Source organism: Paenibacillus paludis (assembly GCF_042610515.1).
Taxonomy (GTDB): Bacteria; Bacillota; Bacilli; order Paenibacillales; family Paenibacillaceae; genus Paenibacillus_AQ.
In genome coordinates, this window is sequence record NZ_JBGJZP010000020.1 from 40083 (window position 1) to 58294 (window position 18212).

Annotated in this window: 13 protein-coding genes and 2 pseudogenes; 8 read left to right on the top strand and 7 right to left on the bottom strand. The window is 52.5% G+C overall.

Annotation, left to right across the window (positions count from 1 at the left end; genetic code table 11):
• Window positions 1-318: 318 nt before the first annotated feature.
• The 4 genes from ACAN56_RS27955 (at window position 319) to ACAN56_RS27970 (ending at window position 4741) form a co-directional block, all read left to right on the top strand.
• On the top strand, window positions 319-1077 hold the full coding sequence (locus ACAN56_RS27955; protein WP_379146954.1) for a TetR/AcrR family transcriptional regulator: 759 nt from the start codon (window positions 319-321) through the stop codon (window positions 1075-1077).
• A 27-nt stretch (window positions 1078-1104) separates the two neighbouring features.
• Window positions 1105-1851: a type I methionyl aminopeptidase gene (gene map / locus ACAN56_RS27960; RefSeq protein ID WP_038586964.1), complete on the top strand. Its 747-nt coding sequence runs from the start codon at window positions 1105-1107 to the stop codon at window positions 1849-1851.
• Window positions 1852-2281: 430 nt separating this feature from the next.
• Window positions 2282-3577: a GntP family permease gene (locus ACAN56_RS27965; protein ID WP_038586967.1), complete on the top strand. Its 1296-nt coding sequence runs from the start codon at window positions 2282-2284 to the stop codon at window positions 3575-3577.
• Window positions 3578-3598: 21 nt separating this feature from the next.
• Window positions 3599-4741, top strand: a complete 1143-nt coding sequence (locus ACAN56_RS27970) for a glycerate kinase family protein (RefSeq protein ID WP_038586970.1) — start codon at window positions 3599-3601, stop codon at window positions 4739-4741.
• An 89-nt stretch (window positions 4742-4830) separates the two neighbouring features.
• On the opposite strand, the gene ACAN56_RS27975 is transcribed toward ACAN56_RS27970, so the two are convergent.
• Window positions 4831-5859 carry a CdaR family transcriptional regulator gene (locus tag ACAN56_RS27975; RefSeq protein WP_038586973.1) on the bottom strand — a complete coding sequence of 343 codons (1029 nt, stop codon included), beginning with the start codon at window positions 5857-5859 and terminating at the stop codon, window positions 4831-4833.
• A gap of 233 nt (window positions 5860-6092) precedes the next feature.
• Between ACAN56_RS27975 and ACAN56_RS27980 the strand changes: the two genes are divergently transcribed.
• Both ACAN56_RS27980 and ACAN56_RS27985 read left to right on the top strand, forming a co-directional pair.
• The gene (locus ACAN56_RS27980; RefSeq protein ID WP_038586976.1) at window positions 6093-6413 is read left to right on the top strand and encodes a carboxymuconolactone decarboxylase family protein; all 321 of its coding nucleotides are present in this window, start codon (window positions 6093-6095) and stop codon (window positions 6411-6413) included.
• A gap of 129 nt (window positions 6414-6542) precedes the next feature.
• A complete protein-coding gene (locus ACAN56_RS27985) occupies window positions 6543-7268 on the top strand; it encodes a hypothetical protein (protein WP_379146958.1) in 726 nt (241 codons plus the stop codon).
• Window positions 7269-7341: 73 nt separating this feature from the next.
• On the opposite strand, the pseudogene ACAN56_RS27990 reads toward ACAN56_RS27985, so the two are convergent.
• The 4 genes and pseudogenes from ACAN56_RS27990 to ACAN56_RS28005 all read right to left on the bottom strand — a co-directional run.
• Window positions 7342-7506, bottom strand: a pseudogene (locus tag ACAN56_RS27990) (hypothetical protein); the annotation flags it as partial.
• A gap of 150 nt (window positions 7507-7656) precedes the next feature.
• Entirely contained in the window at window positions 7657-11232 is a 3576-nt protein-coding gene (locus ACAN56_RS27995; RefSeq protein WP_379146960.1) for a M14 family metallopeptidase, read from the bottom strand.
• 552 nt (window positions 11233-11784) lie between these two features.
• Window positions 11785-12756, bottom strand: a complete 972-nt coding sequence (locus ACAN56_RS28000) for an S-layer homology domain-containing protein (RefSeq protein WP_379146962.1) — start codon at window positions 12754-12756, stop codon at window positions 11785-11787.
• An 82-nt stretch (window positions 12757-12838) separates the two neighbouring features.
• Window positions 12839-13141 (bottom strand): annotated as a pseudogene (locus ACAN56_RS28005) (SDR family oxidoreductase); the annotation flags it as partial.
• Window positions 13142-13381: 240 nt separating this feature from the next.
• On the opposite strand from ACAN56_RS28005, the gene ACAN56_RS28010 reads away from it, so the two are divergent.
• Both ACAN56_RS28010 and ACAN56_RS28015 read left to right on the top strand, forming a co-directional pair.
• Window positions 13382-15361 carry a GTP-binding protein gene (locus tag ACAN56_RS28010; protein WP_379146964.1) on the top strand — a complete coding sequence of 660 codons (1980 nt, stop codon included), beginning with the start codon at window positions 13382-13384 and terminating at the stop codon, window positions 15359-15361.
• Window positions 15362-15799: 438 nt separating this feature from the next.
• The gene (locus tag ACAN56_RS28015; RefSeq protein ID WP_379146966.1) at window positions 15800-16294 is read left to right on the top strand and encodes an HIT family protein; all 495 of its coding nucleotides are present in this window, start codon (window positions 15800-15802) and stop codon (window positions 16292-16294) included.
• A 100-nt stretch (window positions 16295-16394) separates the two neighbouring features.
• Here the strand turns inward: ACAN56_RS28015 and ACAN56_RS28020 are convergent, their stop codons facing one another.
• Together ACAN56_RS28020 and ACAN56_RS28025 are read right to left on the bottom strand one after the other, a co-directional pair.
• Window positions 16395-17447: a sensor histidine kinase gene (locus ACAN56_RS28020; RefSeq protein WP_231578383.1), complete on the bottom strand. Its 1053-nt coding sequence runs from the start codon at window positions 17445-17447 to the stop codon at window positions 16395-16397.
• Entirely contained in the window at window positions 17444-18172 is a 729-nt protein-coding gene (locus tag ACAN56_RS28025) for a response regulator transcription factor (protein ID WP_038586984.1), read from the bottom strand. Before ACAN56_RS28025 ends, ACAN56_RS28020 begins: the two co-directional genes overlap by 4 nt.
• Window positions 18173-18212 lie beyond the last annotated feature (40 nt).

The window sequence follows — 18212 nt, forward strand, 5'->3', positions numbered from 1 at the left end:
GCACAAACAGGAAGGAAAGAAAAGTGCCGAAAAGTCTACATAAATTTGAATCCTAAAATGATTTCTTTGACTATCCAATTAGCTCAAAAACCGCCGTTTTTGCATCCATCTCACTAAGCGTGGTCAGTCTAATACTTTATTTTCTCAGTCTACAACTTTATTTGCTGAGTCTAGCATTTTATTTTTCAGTCTAGCATTGGTCAAGCACCGATTTCTAGGTTGAGCCGGAAATCCTCCAGCTAATCTCTTGTAATTCGTAAGCCGATGTTTTATATTGACATAAGAGCAGGTCAATAATAAAAGAGGTGAACGGACGAGATGACTCCACGCACGAAGGAACAAAACGAAGAGATCCGGCTGCGGCGTCTGGCGCAAATTCGTAAAGCCGCTGCCGATGTGTTTTTGAATAAAGGGCCATTACTGGAAATCCGCGATGTAGCCGCGCAGGCGGGACTCGGCTATGGCACGGTATACCATTATTACAGCAATAAGGGCGATTTGCTCTACGATCTGTTATGGGACGCGGTGGAGCGGGCCGGGGGATGGCTGGAGGCTCCGCTGGAGGCACGGCTGAAGGTCCCGCTGGAGGTCCCACGCGCTTCGGCTTCGGGGGAGGCGCCGGCGGGCGTGCATTTCGGCTTGGCTGCGGCGGCGGACACTGGGAACTTGGCTGCCGCGGATTCCCGAAGCGGAAGCCGCGGAACGGCCGCTGCCGCAGAGCTTGGCCCCGTCGCCGCCGCCGGCGTCCGGCTGCTGCAGCTTTGGGCAGAGGACCACGCCCTGTACCTGCTGCATAAGCAGGCCAGTGAGGACTTTGCCTCGCTGCCTGAAGCGCGCTCGGCCCTGCTCTCGGCCGCCTTTCGCCGGGAGGTGCTCGCGCCGTTTGCCGCGCTGCTGGAAACCGGGCGTGCGGCGGACGGGGCTGCCGCTTCCGGCGGAAACGCGGCGGAGCCGCCGTATCGGCTACAGCATGCTGAAATGCTGCTGGCCGCCTTGGTCGGCTGCGCCTCGCTTTCGCTTCGCCGCGGAAAGCTGCACGAGGAGGCCAGGGATATCGCCCTGTTTTTAAAATTATAGAATGGATAAGGAGCGAATAAGCAAAAGATGATCATTTTAAAATCACCCAGGGAAATCGAAGAGATGAAGCCGGCGAGCCAAATCATTGCGGACTGCTACCGCGAGGTGGCCAAACTGATCGAGCCTGGGATCACCACCCGGGAAATCAATGACTTTGTTGCCAGACACATCACCAAGCTGGGCGGCAAGCAGTTTACGAAAGGGTACAACGGTTTTCCCGCCGAAACCTGCATTTCGGTCAACGATGTGGTGGCCCACGGCATTCCTTCGAACCAGGTGCTTATGGACGGCGACTTGCTAAAGCTCGACATCGTCGTGGAATACGGCGGATGGTTCGGCGATTCGTGCTGGTGCTATGCGGTGGGCAATATCCCGCCGGAGGCGCAAAAATTAATGAAGGTGACAAAGGAATGCTTGGATCTGGGGATCGCCCGGGCACTCCCCGGGGGCCGGCTCGGCGACATAACGTCGGCGATTCAACAGCATGCGGAAGCGAACGGGTTTTCGGTCGTACGCGATCTGCTGGCGCATGGGATCGGGCGGAGCCTGCACGAGGAACCGAGCTACGAGCATATCGGCGTAGCCGGCAAAGGCATTCGGTTAAAGGAAGGCATGGTGTTTACGATTGAACCGATGATCAACGAAGGTACGTTCCGCATCACGATCGACGACGATGAGTGGACGGCGAGAACGGCCGACGGCAAGCTGTCGGCGCAATATGAGCATACGATCGCAGTCACGCCGGACGGACCGCTGATTTTAACGGCCCAGTAAGAATAGAGGCGAACGGACGGGAAAGCGTCATTTTAGGAAATAAGTCGCCAACCCGGCCTGCTTGGACCAAACGACGAAAAAGCGCTGAGCTCAGCCTAGGACCAGGGAAGCTTTTGTTAACATGGTTTGTAACTATACCGATTTACGAAAAACCGCGTTATATGCGGTTTTTTATTATGACTAGGGTATAAATCTTATAAATTTCAAGGAAAATAGTGTACATATCGAACGAAACTTAGTGCATAATTTGTGCGCGCTCAAGCCGTCGGAATTCTTCTTTACGCGAACTACAGCATGTAATCCTCCAGCTAGTTATTGGGAAAATCGTTGTTCAACTGCACAATGCATTTCGTCCGATCATCAATATTTTTTGGCGATGTTAAGCGTTACAATGAAAGCGTGTTCAACAAGAGCAATGGGAGGCATAACAATGGAAGGATTAATGATTGGCTGGTATGGCGCCTTGGCGGGGTTGGCAATTGCTATTATTCTGATATTAAGAAAACTGAATCCCGTATATGCGCTGTTTCTGGGGGCCATTGCAGGCTCGCTAATCGGCGGCGCCAATCTGGAGCAGACGGTAACTGTTCTTGTAAGCGGTACGCAAAGTGTAATGGGCACGGTGCTGCGTGTGCTCGCCGCCGGTGTCCTGGCAGGGGTAATGATGGAATCGGGGGCGGCCGAGACCATTGCCCAGGCGATTGTCAAAAAATTCGGCGGCAGCAAAGCCATTCTGGCCTTGGCCCTGGCAACGATGATTATTACCGCAGTGGGTGTCTTCATTCCCGTAGCGGTGCTGATTGTGGCTCCTATTGCTTTGTCGGTAGGCAATAAGATGGGGATTTCCAAGATGGCGCTGCTGCTTGCCCTGTCGGGCGGAGGTAAAGCGGGGAACATTATCTCCCCCAATCCGAATACGATAGCTGCGGCCCGCGGGTTCGATCTGGATCTGAGCCACGTGATGCTGGCCGGCTTGATTCCGGCAGTGTGCGGCCTGATCGTAACCGTTATTGTCGCTTCACTTCTGAAGAAAAAAGGGATTATGGTCACAGACCAGGAGGCGGTGAACAACACCGCCGACACCTCCAAATATCCGCCGCTTCATCAGGCGATTGTTGCACCGCTCGTTGCGGTCATTCTGCTGATGATCAATCCGATTGGCTCGCTATCCGGAATTGAGGCATTGTCCAACTTCAAGGTGGATGCATTATATATCCTGCCGATTGCAGGGATTATCGGCATGCTGGCTATGGGCCAAGGCAAGAAGATCCTGCAGTACAGCTCGTCCGGCTTGAACAAAATGACAGCAACCGTTCTGATCCTGATCGGTGCAGGAGGCATAGCTGGCTTGATTGCAGCTTCTGATCTGTCGACCCAGGTGGTCCAGTTGATTCAGGCCTCGGGTATATCCGGCACCTTCCTGGCACCGATTTCCGGTATCCTGATGGCGGCGGCTACCGCCTCAACCTCAACGGGTGTTATTCTGGCTACAGGCTCCTTCGGACAAGCCATTCTCGATATGGGCACCGCTCCGCTGGCAGCGGCAGTAATGGTCCATACCGGAGCCACTGTCATTGACTCTCTTCCGCAGGGGAACTACTTCCATGTAACGGCGGATAGTATGAAAATGACGATCAAGCAGCGGTTAGGGCTGGTCCCTTACGAGGCGATTGTCGGCGGAACGATGACGCTTGTGGCGACGATTATTTACGGATTTTTATTCTAATATCAAACATGGGGTGAGGAAATGAGAGAGAAAACCTTTGTACTGGCACCGGACTCCTTTAAAGAGAGCATGAGCGCTAAGGAAGTCTGCATTGCGATGGAAAAGGGGCTGCGAAAGGTTTATCCCAAGGCTGAATATATACATGTTCCTATGGCGGATGGAGGGGAAGGAACGGTCCAATCGCTTGTCGATGCCTCCGGAGGGCAAATTTATACCAAAGAGGTTATGGGACCGCTGGGGCAACCTGTTACAGCGAAGTACGGCATCCTCGGCGACGGCCGTACGGCGGCCATTGAGATGGCTTCGGCAAGCGGTATTCATCTGGTGGACAAGGCAGACAGAAACCCGCTTATCACCACCACCTATGGCACCGGCGAACTGATTAGGGAATGTCTTGACCGGGACATCCGCAATATCATTATCGGCATCGGGGGCAGCGCGACCAATGACGGCGGCACAGGGATGGCCGAGGCGCTCGGGGCCAGATTCCTCGATGAAGCGGGGAATGAGCTTCCGCGCGGCGGCGGCAGTCTGGACCGGCTGGCAAGTATTGATATTGCTTCTCTTGACGAACGGCTGAAGCAGGTTCAGCTGATCGTAGCCTGTGACGTCACCAACCCGCTGTGCGGGGAGCAAGGCGCATCCCGGGTGTTCGGCCCGCAAAAGGGGGCTACACCCGAGATGGTCCTCCAGCTCGATGAGAATCTTGCCCATTATGCGGAAATCGTAAACAAACAGCTGGATAAGGATATCCGCGACTTGCCGGGTGCCGGAGCTGCCGGAGGACTTGGCGCGGGACTGCTGATATTTACACAGGCAGTTCTGCAGAAAGGAATCGAAATCGTTATTGAATATACCGGCCTCAAGCACAAGCTGGCCGCTGCCGATATTGTGTTCACCGGCGAGGGCGGCATTGACTTCCAGACCAAATTCGGTAAAACACCGTACGGGGTGGCCCGCACCGCCAAAGCAGGCGGCAAGAAGGTCATTGCCTTAGCCGGCTACATCGGTGAAGGGATTGAGACGCTCTATGCGGAAGGCATAGATGCCATCTTCGGAATCGTTCCGGGAGCGGCTGAACTGGAGAAGCTGCTAAACGACGGTCCGGCCAATGTCGAACGGACCTGTGAGAATATTGCGAGAGTGCTGAAGTTAAGCGAATAACGAAATTAGACGGCCCCGAAGAAGAAATTCTTCGGGGCCGTCTGCAGTTAGGTGCCGGAAGATGAGCGGCAGCAGCTCTGAAGTTTAGGTTACTTGTACAAGGCCAGCAATCCGTAGGTGAGCTCGAACAGCTGCAGCAGATTCCGCGGATCTTTGCCGGTGAGGCTCTCAATCCGTTTCAGCCGGTACTGCAATGTATTCCGGTGAATGTTCAGCGCCTCCGACGTATGCGAGACACTGCAGTTGTGGTTGATGAAGCTCCTTAGTGTCTCCAGTAAATCGGCGGTATCCTCCAGCTTGATGGTGGTATTCAGAGTGTCCGTCAGCTCCGCATGGCTCAGCTTCACCAGAAATTCGGCCTCCCCGAAATGGATGGTCTGGGCAGAGGGCTTCAGCGCCAGCAGAATTCCCATGGCCGACTTCGCCTGCCGGTAGCTCTCCGCGATACTGGCCTCCTGCTTGCCGGAAGCCAGCAGCACCTGCGGCTGGTTATGAAGAATTTGCCGGATCAGCAGATTGCAGTCCTGCTGGTTCTGGACCAGCATAAGCCAGATGTCCTCTTGGATCCGAAATGAAGGCTGCAGCAGCAGAATCTTGGCATTCTGCTCTGCCGGTGTAAAATTCTTGATATACAGGACCGTTGTTTTGAGCAGCAGATCAATATGATAAGCGGCTGCTTCTTTTCGTAATTTCTGCGAATATGCTCCCTCATGGGCCAGCAGCAGTTCCAGAAATGCCTTCTTGCGGCTCGCTTCATTGGCGAGATCCTCCAGCGTATTTCTTTGTTCAATCAGAAGAGAGACTGTTGTTCTTACGATATTGCAAAAGGGACGGACTTCATCCGGGTTGCCCGAAATTCCAATCACACCCACAGGCGCATCGCCTATAACAATCGGCTCATTGGTGCCCTTTTTTTCATAACGTCCATCCTCCCAGACCTCGACCATTTTTCCGGTGGACAGTGCTTTGACTGCCCCCTGGTGAATGGTGCCGACGCGTTCTTTTTTTCCGCTGCCGATAATGACCCCTTTCCCGTTCATAATGTTGATGTTATACGGGATGTCCATCATCATTTTATCTACAATTTCCTGTGCCTGTTTCTCGGAAAGCTCAAACAATCGGGTTCCTCCTTTGCCAAGCCGGTTATGCTCAGTTGTGGTCTTTGGATTATAGCTTGTGCATTTGAACAAAATTATAGATGATCTTCTGTATTTATAAAAGCAGGAAGTGCTGTTCTGACAGGATGAGGCCTGAGGAAAGAGACTGGCGGTTTCGCTGGTGACATTTCTGATAGCTCTTAGATCAGGTGATGGAGTAATTTAACATTAAATACTAGGATGGGGTGAAAGAGATGAATGACAAATCTTCAATCAGCAACGCTTTTCAAATGTTCAGCAAGGAGGCTCCGGCACATCAGGAGGCATGGATGCAGGCCGTAAAGGGACTGGGGGCTGCAAGCAAGCTGGATTCCAGAACGGAAGCGCTGGCTTACATTGCGGTACTTGCAGTGGCCAGACTTGAGAGCGGACTTCCTTTTCACGTGAAGCAGGCCAAGGCTCTGGGTGTCAGCAGAGAAGAAATCATCAGCGCTGTTCTGCTGGGACTTCCGGCAGTAGGGAATACTGTGGTTCAATCGCTTCCTGCGGCACTTGCGGCATATGATGAAGAGTAGCTCATAATTCTATATCAAATGAACCGGCTGCATGCCTCTTAAGGGGTGTGCAGCCGGTTCTTTAATTTGCAACTTTAACAAGTTGTGAAGCGTCTAATTAAGAACGACAGCAGGATAAGGAGGGAATTCATGTACACGGCAAGAACTTTTGGAAGGTTCGCACTGGTGGCTGCATTGCTGCTTCTTGCAGCCTGCAGCACGACACCAGCAGCAGAACCGGAGGCCACATTGGCACCGCAGCAGTCACAGGAACAAGCTCAAACCGATCCGACTTCCAGCCCGGAGGCAAGCGCTGCACCGGAAGAATCGGCTGATCCGACAGCACCGGCAGAACCTGAGGAAGGGATGCCTCCTACGGCACTGGAAGCTGCCGCAACGGTGATGAAGGCGCTGAAGAACAGTGATATGGAGTCGCTCGCGGCCTGGGTTCACCCGGATAAAGGCGTCCGCTTCTCACCCTATGCATATGTCGATCCCAAGAAGGATTTGGTCTTTACCCGTGATAAGCTAGAGGGGGTAATGAAAGACAACACGAAATATGAGTGGCGGGAGTTCGCAGGTTCAGGTGAACTGATTAAGCTGACCTTTGCAGAATACTTTAAGCAGTTTGTATATGATGCAGACTTTGCCGGTGATGCCGAAATCGCGCTTAATAAGGGATTGGGGCAAGGAACGACAGTCAACAATATCAACGAAGTTTATCCGAAGGAAACTCACGACTTTGTGGAGTACCATATCGACGGTATCGATCCTTCCGTCGAAGGTATGGACTGGCGCAGCCTGCGGCTGGTTTTCGAGAAGATGGGCGAAGATCGTGCGCTTGTAGGCATCGTTCACGATCAGTGGACGCCATAAAAGCCTTGGATGAACTCAACATCAGAAGAGAAGAACAGAGATTCCCCATCATTGGAGAATCTCTGTTCTGAATTGCGGAGAGGACAACGGTTACGATCGAGGAAAGAGCCGACAGCCAAACACGGCCGGCCTGGATGGCAAAGATCAAGATGGACAGCAGTATAATGGCTACGCCCAGCTGCTTGCTGAATGTTTCGAGCTTGCGTTGCAGCGGCGTCTGCTTGGCTTCGGCGCTTTCAAAACGTCAAATGGAGAACGCGGAACTTTCGCTTACAGTAATCTCATTTACCCGGGTGATACGTAACTACTCTACGACAAACAGGGATGCCCCTCAGCCATTGCGGCCGGGGGCATCCCTGTTCACATTCACGGCAATCATCCCTTCGGACTATTGCAGGTTGATGATGTTGCTGATAATGACAGCGGCTTGCGCGCGGTTGGCAATACCTTTTGGCGCAAATGTGTCGGCTGTCATGCCTTTCACAATGCCTTCCTGGGTAAGCAGAGCAACTGCGTTTTTACCATAGGAAGCAATGCTCGATTTGTCTTTGAAGTTCGCAAGCAGCGCATCAGCACCGGTAACTGATTTGCCTTTGAACTTCGTCAGTGCGTTCGCGGCGATGATCGCCATCTCTTCACGCGTGATGGAGCGGTTAGGCTCGAACTTGCCTCCGCCAACACCGTTGATCAGACCACTGTTGACACCGGCAGCAACATAGCTGTAAGACCAACTCGAAGTTGCTACATCACTGAAGTCAGCCGAAACGTTCTCCAGCGGCAGGTTAAAGGCGCGGACGATCATGGTGATGAATTCAGCACGGGTCACTTCTTTGAGCGGTGCGAATGAATTGCTGCCTACACCGTTAATGATGCCTTTAGCCGTCAATTCTTTGATAGCAGCTTCTGCCCAGGCTACTGTGCCAAGATCCGTGAAATTGACACCCGGAGCTGGTGCAGCTGTCGGCTGTGGTGTAGCCGGAACTACAGTTGGAGCCGGTGTTGCGGTTGGCGTTGCGGTTGGAGCTGGCACACTAGTATCCGGGTAAGTCGGTGTAGCCGGAACCGGCTCAAGCGCACCATTATCCATACCGTCTGCTTCCGTAGCTGCCGGAGCGGAGGCATAGATCGCATTCGCCAGTAATCTGAACTGGTTCTGCGGATGATATTTGTTCAGCAGATCGTTCGCGAACAAGGTCACATGGATGCTGTCCGTTTGATAATCCAGTGCCATTACCTGACCCTTGGCAGAATCGCTTTTCGGCCACCAGCCGGCTTTGAAGAAATCATCGCCCGTTCCGTACTTCGCCAGCACTTCAGCGCCTTCCGGAACAGCCGTGATATAAGCGGCAGATACGGTATACAGGTATTCATTGTCTGCATAAGGAGCAGTAATTACGCTGTCTTGCGAGACGGTTGCTTTGAACAAGCCTTCATGTGCTGCGGATCTGTTCGATTGGTTCACCGGATTGGAGTAATCCAGGCCCGGTAAGATATTCAGAGATTTAAGGCTGTTGAGCATTGTACGTCCATATCCGATGAACGGCTTGCCGCTGGCAATCAGGTTTGTGCCTGTATTAACGAGGACGTCTGCAGCAGCAGCATCGGAAGTTACCTTAAATCCAAGATCGGCCACGATAAAGGAAGGTGCTGCGGCAATGCCAACATTCACTGGCTTGAGCAGTTTGCCTGTCTTGTCACCTGATGCGCTGAATGGCACTAGGTCGAGCAAGTATTTGGATGCTACTGTTCTCAGGTTTGATCTGGAGACCAGGAAGCTGCCTTTTTCATAGCCGGGTCCATCGTTCGAGAGCAGGGTTACTGCTTTTCGGTTCGCAAGCAAATCGTTAACCGCTTTGATCGCATCGTTGTTGCTGTTGCGGATGACGTAATTTTGCTCAAAACGATATTGATTCAGATCTGTCGTTGGAATGACGATGCTGCTAACTTGCTGTGTCTTGCCGGAGAATGCACCAGCGCTGCGGCTGATGTACCGGTCGAATCCCCGCATGTCCGCAAAATTCTGTACGGTGTCGGAATACATCGCATCGAAGTCGGATACATCCAGTCCGTCATACAGAACCAGGTTGGCATAGCCTCGTTTGGCCTGATGCATGTTCACCACATAGGTTCCTGCCGGATAAGTGACGCCATCCACGTTTACCGGAGTAATTGTCTGCTCTACCTTCACTCCATTACGAAGCAGGTATTTCACCATTTTGTATGTTTCCAGCTCGTTCTTTTGCAGATCTTTGGCTACTGGAAGCACATAATATTCAGGGAAAAAGTTACTTTCTTCCGTTTCACGCTCACGGCCGACCGATTCATATTTAGCATTTACCAAATACGGGTCAACTGCTTTGTTGTCTTCATTGTTCAAGCCGCGTTTGAAGATTTCGAGTTGGTTCAGGAACAGCTTCTCTTTGTTGTTCTGCACATAGTTAGTGGCAGCCAGAGTTGCATAATAGAAGGCGTTCAGGGAATCCTCATTCAGCTCCGGCACTTCAATGGTATGTCCAAGGGCACCTTGGTGCATCGCATAGACAGCAGTGTAAGCCGGTGAAGCATCATCCCATCCGGTAGCATTGCCATAAGGATCGGCATAATCCGGGTCATTCTTTAATTTCTCAGCTTCCAGATAAGGAATGTGGTACTCCTCATATTTGGTGTTGGCGATCCCGGCATTCCCCATTGCTGTGGCCTGTTCAATCAAATTGTCCATGACCAGATCGTATTCGACGTTCGGATCATGCGGTGGTGTGCATGGCTCGATCAGGAAGCCGCTCACGAACCCGTGCATATCCAGGAAGCTCAGCGGGGTCCACTTGGCGATTTGTGCTGTAACAGCCTGAGTCTCCGGTTGGGTCTGGTAGGAGTTGTCGCGGTTCGGGTCAAGCAGCGTTGAAGTCGCACGTGTGTTCAAAGCACGGCCATCCGGATTCTCCACATAGTCGAGCAGGAAAATCACATTGTCCAGCGCCTTGTCAATGTCCAGTGTAACCGGAACGACATTGCCGTCAGCATTGGTCGTATCATAGTTTACGATTTTCTCGGTCATCAGCGTATCCAAAAACTTAATAATAACGTCTACGCCATTGGCTTCATCCGCATGGATGTTGTTCAGCCAGATGGGCACTTTATAGTCCTGCAACTGGCCGTTTTTGATCATCTCCTGCAATGCAGCAGGATCATTGTTCATCAGCGGCAGTGTTTCATTCAAATATTGGTCTACGGACGCTTTGTCCTTGGCTACGATGGAGAAGTGGATCGCCCGTCCTTGTGTGGACGTTCCGATCTGCTGATACTCCACATAACGGCCATATTTATTGTTGCTGTCGGCAGTAATTGTATCAATTGCCGGTTTGATCTCATCATATGTATGATAGGTATCATACGGGTTCAGCTTCACTTGCTGCTGCACCAGCACATCATCGTCAGGAGCGGTCGCCGTCAGGTTGTATACACCTGCAAGCTTCACATACTCGGCCCGGATGCCGCTAAGTGACAGGTTGGAGCCGAATGGCATATCGAAGTATACCAGAGCGGTTACCGTAGAAGGTGAGACAGTCTCATAGCTTACTTTTACGAACGGGTCACCCGTATATGCTCTAACGTTAGAAGCGTTGTTCCATTTTTTCCACTGTGTTAGCGGCTTCATCTCTTCCGCCGTTCTGCCAAAATTCCAGGTGATTTGGTCTGCTGTCAGACCATCGGGAAGGGTCAATGTTATCGGCAGTGTTCTGGCCTCGGTCATTGAGGCTTGGTAGACTGCTGTCGATACTGAAGGAACAGAAGTTTGATAGACTTCCGAGGAAACCGTAGATGATAAGCCGGAATCCGTGGATGCCGGTGTAGTTAGAACCTGAGGCTGTGCCTCAGCGGCAACTTCACCGGCATAGGCTGCCGGAAGGATTCCGGACAACGTCAGGGTTAACGCGATTAATAAGGATAATAATTTCTTAGACATCATTTACCTCCCAGTAGTTCTCTCTATTTGTAGGCTTTCTAGTAAAACGGACTACTCCAGCGTCTGCAGGTTTATGCATCCCTCCAATAGATTCGCACGGCAATGCTACCATGATTATGTCATAATCACATCGCGTGTGATGAATTAATATACATAATATATTTTTAATATACATTTAATTTTATATAATATAGTATTTTATTCAAAAGCGGAAGCTTTTTCATAGATTAGTTGCCGGGGATCGCTCAAGGGGAGTTTATCAATGAGTCTGACAGGGAAAGAGAACGAACAGGATAAGCTTAATGAAAGGGATCTGCGGGAGCCATGGGAGGAAGAGCCTGAGATATGGATTGACTATGACTGCGTATGATGTGGGATGGTAGATTCTGTAGGTGAGAAAAGAAAAGCCAGCGGATAAATAACCGCTGGCTAGAAAGCTATTCACCCGTTAGGGTGATTTTGTTCAAATATAAGAATTTATATTTCTCGCTGAAACGGATACCGTCCTGTTGAGGACGGCGAAGCCGTTTCCACTTGTTCAGCAGCGGCAAATTATTGAACGCTGCTGGAGGATACTGAGGAACCGGCAGTGCCGGTTACAGGCTGGGCCGTCGCCGTATAGCCTTCCGGCAAGTAGGTGACTACGGAAGCTGCCGAGATCACCTGCGCGTAACTTTTGCCGGGATCCGGCTGGGTTACGCTGTAATAGATGACGGCTGTCTTGTTCTTGCCAAATTCGATCCGGTCGATGCTTAGGCCATAGCCCGGATGCGGCAGGTTGCTGACGGTCACTGTAACTTTGTTTACTCCGTCAGCGGCTTTTTCCAGCTTCACTGCCGTTTCATAATTATAAGAAGGAGCTGTTGTTCCGCCATCCGGCTCAATGACTTCCTTGGCGAATTTAACTGCATCGAAGAGCCATACCGCTGCTTCCCCGCGGGTAACGGCTTCTGATGGGCGGAACGTGTTGTTCTTCTCCAGGGTAACGATATGTGTGTTAACCAGAATCTGCAGGCTGTTCATTTCCGCCGTGGATAGCTTGCTGCCATCGGAAATATTGGCAAACATCATCGTTACCGGGAAGTTGCCCTTGCTCTGCAAAGCCTGGGTCAGCAAATGAGCGAACTGGGCGCGTGTCATCGTGCTGTTCGGATCAACGGTTTTGTCCAAGGACAGGCCGTTCTGCTTGGCGGCTACGAATGCGGAAGCATACCAGGCTTTGTCCTTTACTTTGTCAAAGTAATCACTAGCTTTACCAGCGGTTTGCGGGGACAGCTGCAGTCCGCTTACGATAAACTGAATACCCTGGGCGAAGGTTACCTTTGATTTCGGTGCGAACTTGTCGCTGGTTACTCCGTTGATAACCCCGTCCTTATGCAAAGTATTGATTTTGGATTCGGCGGAATGGCCTTTCAAATCGGAAAATGCAAATGCCGATGTTCCCAAAGACAAGCTTGCCGCCAGAATGCTGCACGCTATGGTTAGTTTTTTAGCGTTCATCTGGAATGATTGATTCTTCTTCATTGTGCCTCACCTCTTATTCCCTTAGATGGCAGAATGCCGCAAAATGTTGCAGGGTGGCTCGAAATAAATGTAATTTAAGCTTTTATCCGCGGAGCAGCGACTCAGCACCATCCACAAATATTTCCGTCCCCGTGACATGAAAGGACTCGTCCGAGGCAAGGAACAGCACCAGATTGGCTACCTGCTCCGGCTTGCCGGGAGCTTGCTCCAGCGGATGACTGCTGTCCGGAAACTCCACGGGGATTTTCACTTCCTCAATTGCATCGCTTTTGTACGTATTATCTCCAATATTGGTATCAATTGATCCGGGGCAGACGGCATTTACGCGGATGGCGTATTGCGCCAGCTCCAGCCCAGCCATTTTCATAAAAGCGACCTGGCCTGCCATAATAAATTCCTCCTAAAAGTTGCTCTGTCAGTAACTACATACCCCTCTCATTGGGGATGAACCAGTCTGGAAGCGGGGATGCCGGAAGGTGCAGCGATGCTTCTGGTCCCTTCACCAGCGCTGTTAGCAACTCATACCGCTATGTCTCTTGCAATTGAACAAAAGAGCCATTTCGCAGTACACTTAAGGATGATAGCGCTATATTTACTACTTTCAGACCATGACAGGAGAACATAGATGATTCAGCAGCAGGGAATGGAACGGATTAACGTCGGGATCTTTGCCCATGTCGATGCGGGAAAGACGACCACGACGGAGCATATTTTATATGAAAGCGGGCGGATTCGTGCGCTCGGCAGTGTGGATAGCGGAACGGCTATGACAGATTCGATGGAGGTCGAGCGGCAACGGGGAATATCGGTGCGGGCGGCGCTGGCTTCATTTGCCTGGAAAGGGGTGCAGGTTAATCTGGTGGATACTCCGGGCCACGTCGATTTTCTGTCCGAGGTGGAGCGGAGTCTGCGCGTGATGGACTGCGCGGTGCTGATCCTCTCGGCGGTGGAAGGTGTGCAGGCTCAGAGCGAGATGATCTGGAATGCGCTGCGCAAGCTGGGGATTCCAACCTTGATTTTTGTGAACAAAATGGACCGCGTCGGCGCTGATCCGGGGGCTGTGCTGGCGCAGGCACGCACCTACCTGTCCGGCGATATTATTCCGGTCCAGCAGCCAGTCGGCAAAGAGCAGGAATACACGGGTGCCTCAGATTTATGGCAGGCAGGTGCAGATGCGGCGGCATGGACGGAGCTGCTGGAGGCGCTGGCCGAACGAGATGAGCGGCTGCTGGAGCTCTACATGTCAGGCGGTGCCTCTGATCTTGCGGTATGGAAAAAACATCTGCAGGCGGAAGCGGCTTCGGGGCGGATGTTCCCGCTTGTCTACGGCGTCGCGGCCAAAGGCCTTGGCATTACGGAGCTGCTGGACGCGATGATCGATTATTATCCCCGGGCTGGAGGGGATGCGGAGCAGCGGGTGTCCGGCATCGTGTACAACATTCAGCGCGATAAAAGCATGGGCCGGATGGCCTTTGTCAGGCTGTATGATGGAACGATACGTAACCGTGATACGGTAAAGAACTACTCACAGAATGTAGAGGCCAAAGTGACGCAGATCCGCAAGGTGGAGGGTGGACGGACGGAGGATGTCGGGGCGCTCGAGGCCGGAGATATCGCCGTAGTATACGGGCTCTCCGGCGTGCGGATCGGTGATGTGCTTGGCCGGCCGGATGCCATTCCGCAGGAAGCGAAGCTGGCTGTGCCGCTGCTGACTGTACGTGTCTTCTGGGGAGCGGAATTCGATGACCACAAGGTGATCGGCGCGCTTCAGGAGCTTGCGGACGAAGATCCGCTGCTGGATGCCCAGTGGCTGCAGGAGGAGCGGGAGCTGCATATCAAGGTCATGGGCCCGATCCAGCTGGAGGTGCTGGACAGCGTAATGGAGAGCCGTTACGGCCTGAAGGTCACCTTCGGCCAGCCGTCAGTGATTTACAAGGAGACGCCAAGCCGCGCGGGTGAAGGCTTCATCGCCTATACGATGCCGAAGCCGTGCTGGGCGATTCTGCGCTTCCTCATTGAGCCGGGGCCACCGGGCAGCGGTCTGGTGTATGAATCGCTGGTGCGCAGCTCGGATCTGCTCCCGCAGTACCAGAACGAGACAGCCCGCCGGGTGCCGGAGGCGCTGCAGCAAGGCCTCTACGGCTGGGAGGTGACCGACCTGAAGGTGACGCTGGTGGAGGGGAACCATCATGTGTGGCATACCCATCCGCTGGATTTTGCCGTAGCTACGCCGATGGGCATTATGGACGGGCTGAACCGAATCGGCACCACGCTGCTGGAGCCGATTCTCCAGGTGCGCATTGTCGTGCCGGAGGAGAACGGCGGCCGTGTAATGAACGACCTCGTGCAGATGCGCGGCACCTTCGAGCCGCCGCTGCTGCAGGGAGAGCGGATGATCATCGAGGGCCGGCTGCCGCTGGCGACATCGCTCGATTACCCGGTGACCCTGAGCTCCTACACGAAGGGGCGCAGCACGTTCACGTCTTTTTTTGCCGGCTACGAGGAATGCCCGCCTGACGTCACCGCCGAGCGTACCCGACGGGGTGTGAATCCGCTCGACCAAGCCAAATATATCCTCAGTGTGCGCAAGGCGCTGCAAGGATGAAACGGATGAGGCTGGTGGAGAGGATTAGTTGGAGTGAAGCTGGATGAAGGAGAACGGGGGCGGAGGATTATGCCGGCCGTATGCGAGTGAGTACGTCTCCCAGCGGGCAAAGCGCTGGATGGGCTAAAGCTAGAAGTCGAGAGGCTGGTGCTGAAGGGATTCTATTGTAAAAGATGCAGCAGATGGCTGATTTTTGAGCTGGAAATGGCAATCTGCTGCACTTCCTGCAGTTGAATTTCTCAATTTGCCAATAATAAGGGGGTTCCGCTGATTTCTACTGCACAAACTGCAGCAGAACACGAATCTCAGGTTATGGCAGGCATTTCTATTGTAGAGAATGCAGTAGATTATTGATGATTGCATGATGCATGGTGGTGCGCAGGGATGTCACATGGGGGATGCAGTAACCTAGTAGAATGGATAGAATGGAGAATCGGTATGGAATGCCTGGGATGCAGAATCGCTAACCGGCTGGAGCCGGGGGTGCAAATTGTTTATGAAGATCAGTATGTGGCCTGTGTGCTGGACATCGCCCCGTTTAATGACGGACATTTGCTGATTATGCCTAAGGAGCATTATCTGGATGTTGAAGAGATGGATGAAGCTACCTCAACGCACATTATGCGTGTCTCTGTCACCATGTCACAGCTGCTTAAGCGCGCCTTCCGGCCGGATGGAATTACAATCTGCCAGAACGGCGGAGTGTTTAATGACTTGGGGCATTATCACATGCATGTGATCCCCCGGTATGAGGGAGACGGATTTGCCTGGTCCCAACCGAAGGAGGATTTTCTGAGCGGAAGACCCTTAAATGAGGTCAAGGAAAAGCTGGTCAGAGCATTGGAAGCACCAGAGTCAGCAGCACTACCAGAGTTGGCATCAGCAACTGCATCAGAGTTGTTATCAGCGCCTGGGGAGCCTCCAAAAGAGTGAACACCGGCGTAGGCCGCAAGGATAATCTTATCCGCAGGCTGGCAGGAAGATGAAGCCGTGGGTTTTTCACCGATCCCCTGTCCTTGATCCGGGACCTTGTTTACCGGTACAGCACCAGCTCAAACGCAGTCCGGCCTGGGCGGTTGTCCAGGTTCAACTCGCCGCCCTGCCGCACCATCATCTGCTTGGCAATCGACAGTCCCAGCCCGCTGCCCCCGTCCCGTTTTCTCGAAGCGTCGCCCCGTACAAAAGGGTCAAAAATCACAGCCTTCAATTCATCGGAAATGCCTACGCCATTGTCTATTACAGCCAGCCGCACGACATCCTCCGACTGCTCAAGCCGGAGCGTAACCTCTGTGCCGGGGGGATTGTAGCGCAGCGCATTCGATAAAAGATTGGCGATGGCCCGCCGCATCAGATTGGTATCGTAAGATACCAGCACTTCACGGGACGGGATTTCAACATGCAGCATAAACTGCTTGTCCTCGAACTGCTGATAATAATCCGCCGCTGCTTCCCTCAGCAGCTCGGCGATATCGCCGGGCTCGACGGATACAGGAAAGTCGGGACTGTCCAGCTTCGACAAATGGAAAATATCGTCGATGAGCGAGGTGACAAGCTGGGATTTGTTATAGATAAGCTGCAAATACTGCTCTCTTTTCTCCTCATTGTCCGCCATTCCGAGCTGCAGCGCTTTGGCGTAGCCCTGAATAGTAGTAATCGGGGTCTTAAGGTCATGCGACAAATCGACAAGCATCCGCTGCTTACTTAGCTGCAGCCTGCGGTTTTCGGCTTCTGTCCGCTGCAGCGACTCGGCCAGATCATTGAAGTACATCTGCACCTGGGCGAATTCATCGCTATCGCCAGTTTGAATATCCAGCCGCTTATGAAATTTACGCAGCCGCATCTCCCGGATGGCTCCGGCAATCTGCTCCAGAGGTCTGGTGATCCGCCGGGCTGTCCAAACACTGTAGATTAAGACGTTTAGGCCAAATAATACAAGCAGGAGCAGCAGCCACTGTACGGAGACCGTAATGGTTTCCTGCTCCACATCAATAGCCATAATCAGAAAGGCTATACCGACTACAGCCAGTGTACATGCGAACAAGATATAGGATTTGACCAGCCTGGACAAAAGCGTATTTTTCTTCACCGGAAATCATCCTTCCTGGCGAACTTGTAGCCCAGTCCGCGGATGGTCCGGATATACACCGGCTGTCTGGCGTTGTCCTCAATCTTCTCTCTCAGCCGCGAGATATGTACCATAATGGTGTTGGCATCTTCATAATAAGGATCAGACCAGGCCTGTTCGAATAGCTGTTTTTTGGTCCATACCCGGCCCGGAGAGTCCATGAAGGTGGTGAGCAGCTTGTATTCGATCGCCGTCAGCGGTATGTCTTGGCCCTCTTTGTACAGGACACAATCCAGGTGATCCAGTTCGAGCTGCCCGATGACTGTGCGTTCCTGCGGAGCCGGTGGCTCAGGGTCCTCCTGGCCGGTAGGTTCGTTAAATTCATAGGTCCGTCTCAGCATCGCCTGAATGCGGGCCATAACCTCCAGCGGATTGAAGGGCTTCGCAATGAAATCATCCGCACCCAGCTGCAGTCCCAGAATTTTATCACTGTCCTCATTTTTGGCGGAAATAATAATAACGGGAATTTTGTAATCCGTCCGGAGCAGCTTCAGCAGCTGTATACCGTCAAGCTCAGGCATCATAATATCAATTACAGCCAGATCAACCCGCTGCTCCCGTATAAAACTCCATGCCTCGATGCCATTCAGTGCCTCCAGCACCTTCAGGTTCTCCCGCTCCAGAAACAGCCTCAGTAATTCCAGAATATCCGGGTCATCATCCGCCAGCAAAACAGTTCTGCTCATCTGCTGCTCCGCTCCTCTCAAGTTGTTCTATTTTCATCAG

Bases quoted from the DNA above. Each gene is read 5' to 3' on its own strand.
- ACAN56_RS27970 (WP_038586970.1), top strand. From the start codon at position 3,599: ATGAGAGAGAAAACCTTTGTACTGGCACCGGACTCCTTTAAAGAGAGC.
- ACAN56_RS27995 (WP_379146960.1), bottom strand. From the start codon at position 11,232: ATGTCTAAGAAATTATTATCCTTATTAATCGCGTTAACCCTGACGTTG.
- ACAN56_RS28010 (WP_379146964.1), top strand. From the start codon at position 13,382: ATGATTCAGCAGCAGGGAATGGAACGGATTAACGTCGGGATCTTTGCC.
- ACAN56_RS28015 (WP_379146966.1), top strand. From the start codon at position 15,800: ATGGAATGCCTGGGATGCAGAATCGCTAACCGGCTGGAGCCGGGGGTG.
- ACAN56_RS27980 (WP_038586976.1), top strand. From the start codon at position 6,093: ATGAATGACAAATCTTCAATCAGCAACGCTTTTCAAATGTTCAGCAAG.
- ACAN56_RS28025 (WP_038586984.1), bottom strand. From the start codon at position 18,172: ATGAGCAGAACTGTTTTGCTGGCGGATGATGACCCGGATATTCTGGAA.
- ACAN56_RS27965 (WP_038586967.1), top strand. From the start codon at position 2,282: ATGGAAGGATTAATGATTGGCTGGTATGGCGCCTTGGCGGGGTTGGCA.
- ACAN56_RS27985 (WP_379146958.1), top strand. From the start codon at position 6,543: ATGTACACGGCAAGAACTTTTGGAAGGTTCGCACTGGTGGCTGCATTG.
- ACAN56_RS27955 (WP_379146954.1), top strand. From the start codon at position 319: ATGACTCCACGCACGAAGGAACAAAACGAAGAGATCCGGCTGCGGCGT.
- ACAN56_RS28000 (WP_379146962.1), bottom strand. From the start codon at position 12,756: ATGAAGAAGAATCAATCATTCCAGATGAACGCTAAAAAACTAACCATA.
- map (WP_038586964.1), top strand. From the start codon at position 1,105: ATGATCATTTTAAAATCACCCAGGGAAATCGAAGAGATGAAGCCGGCG.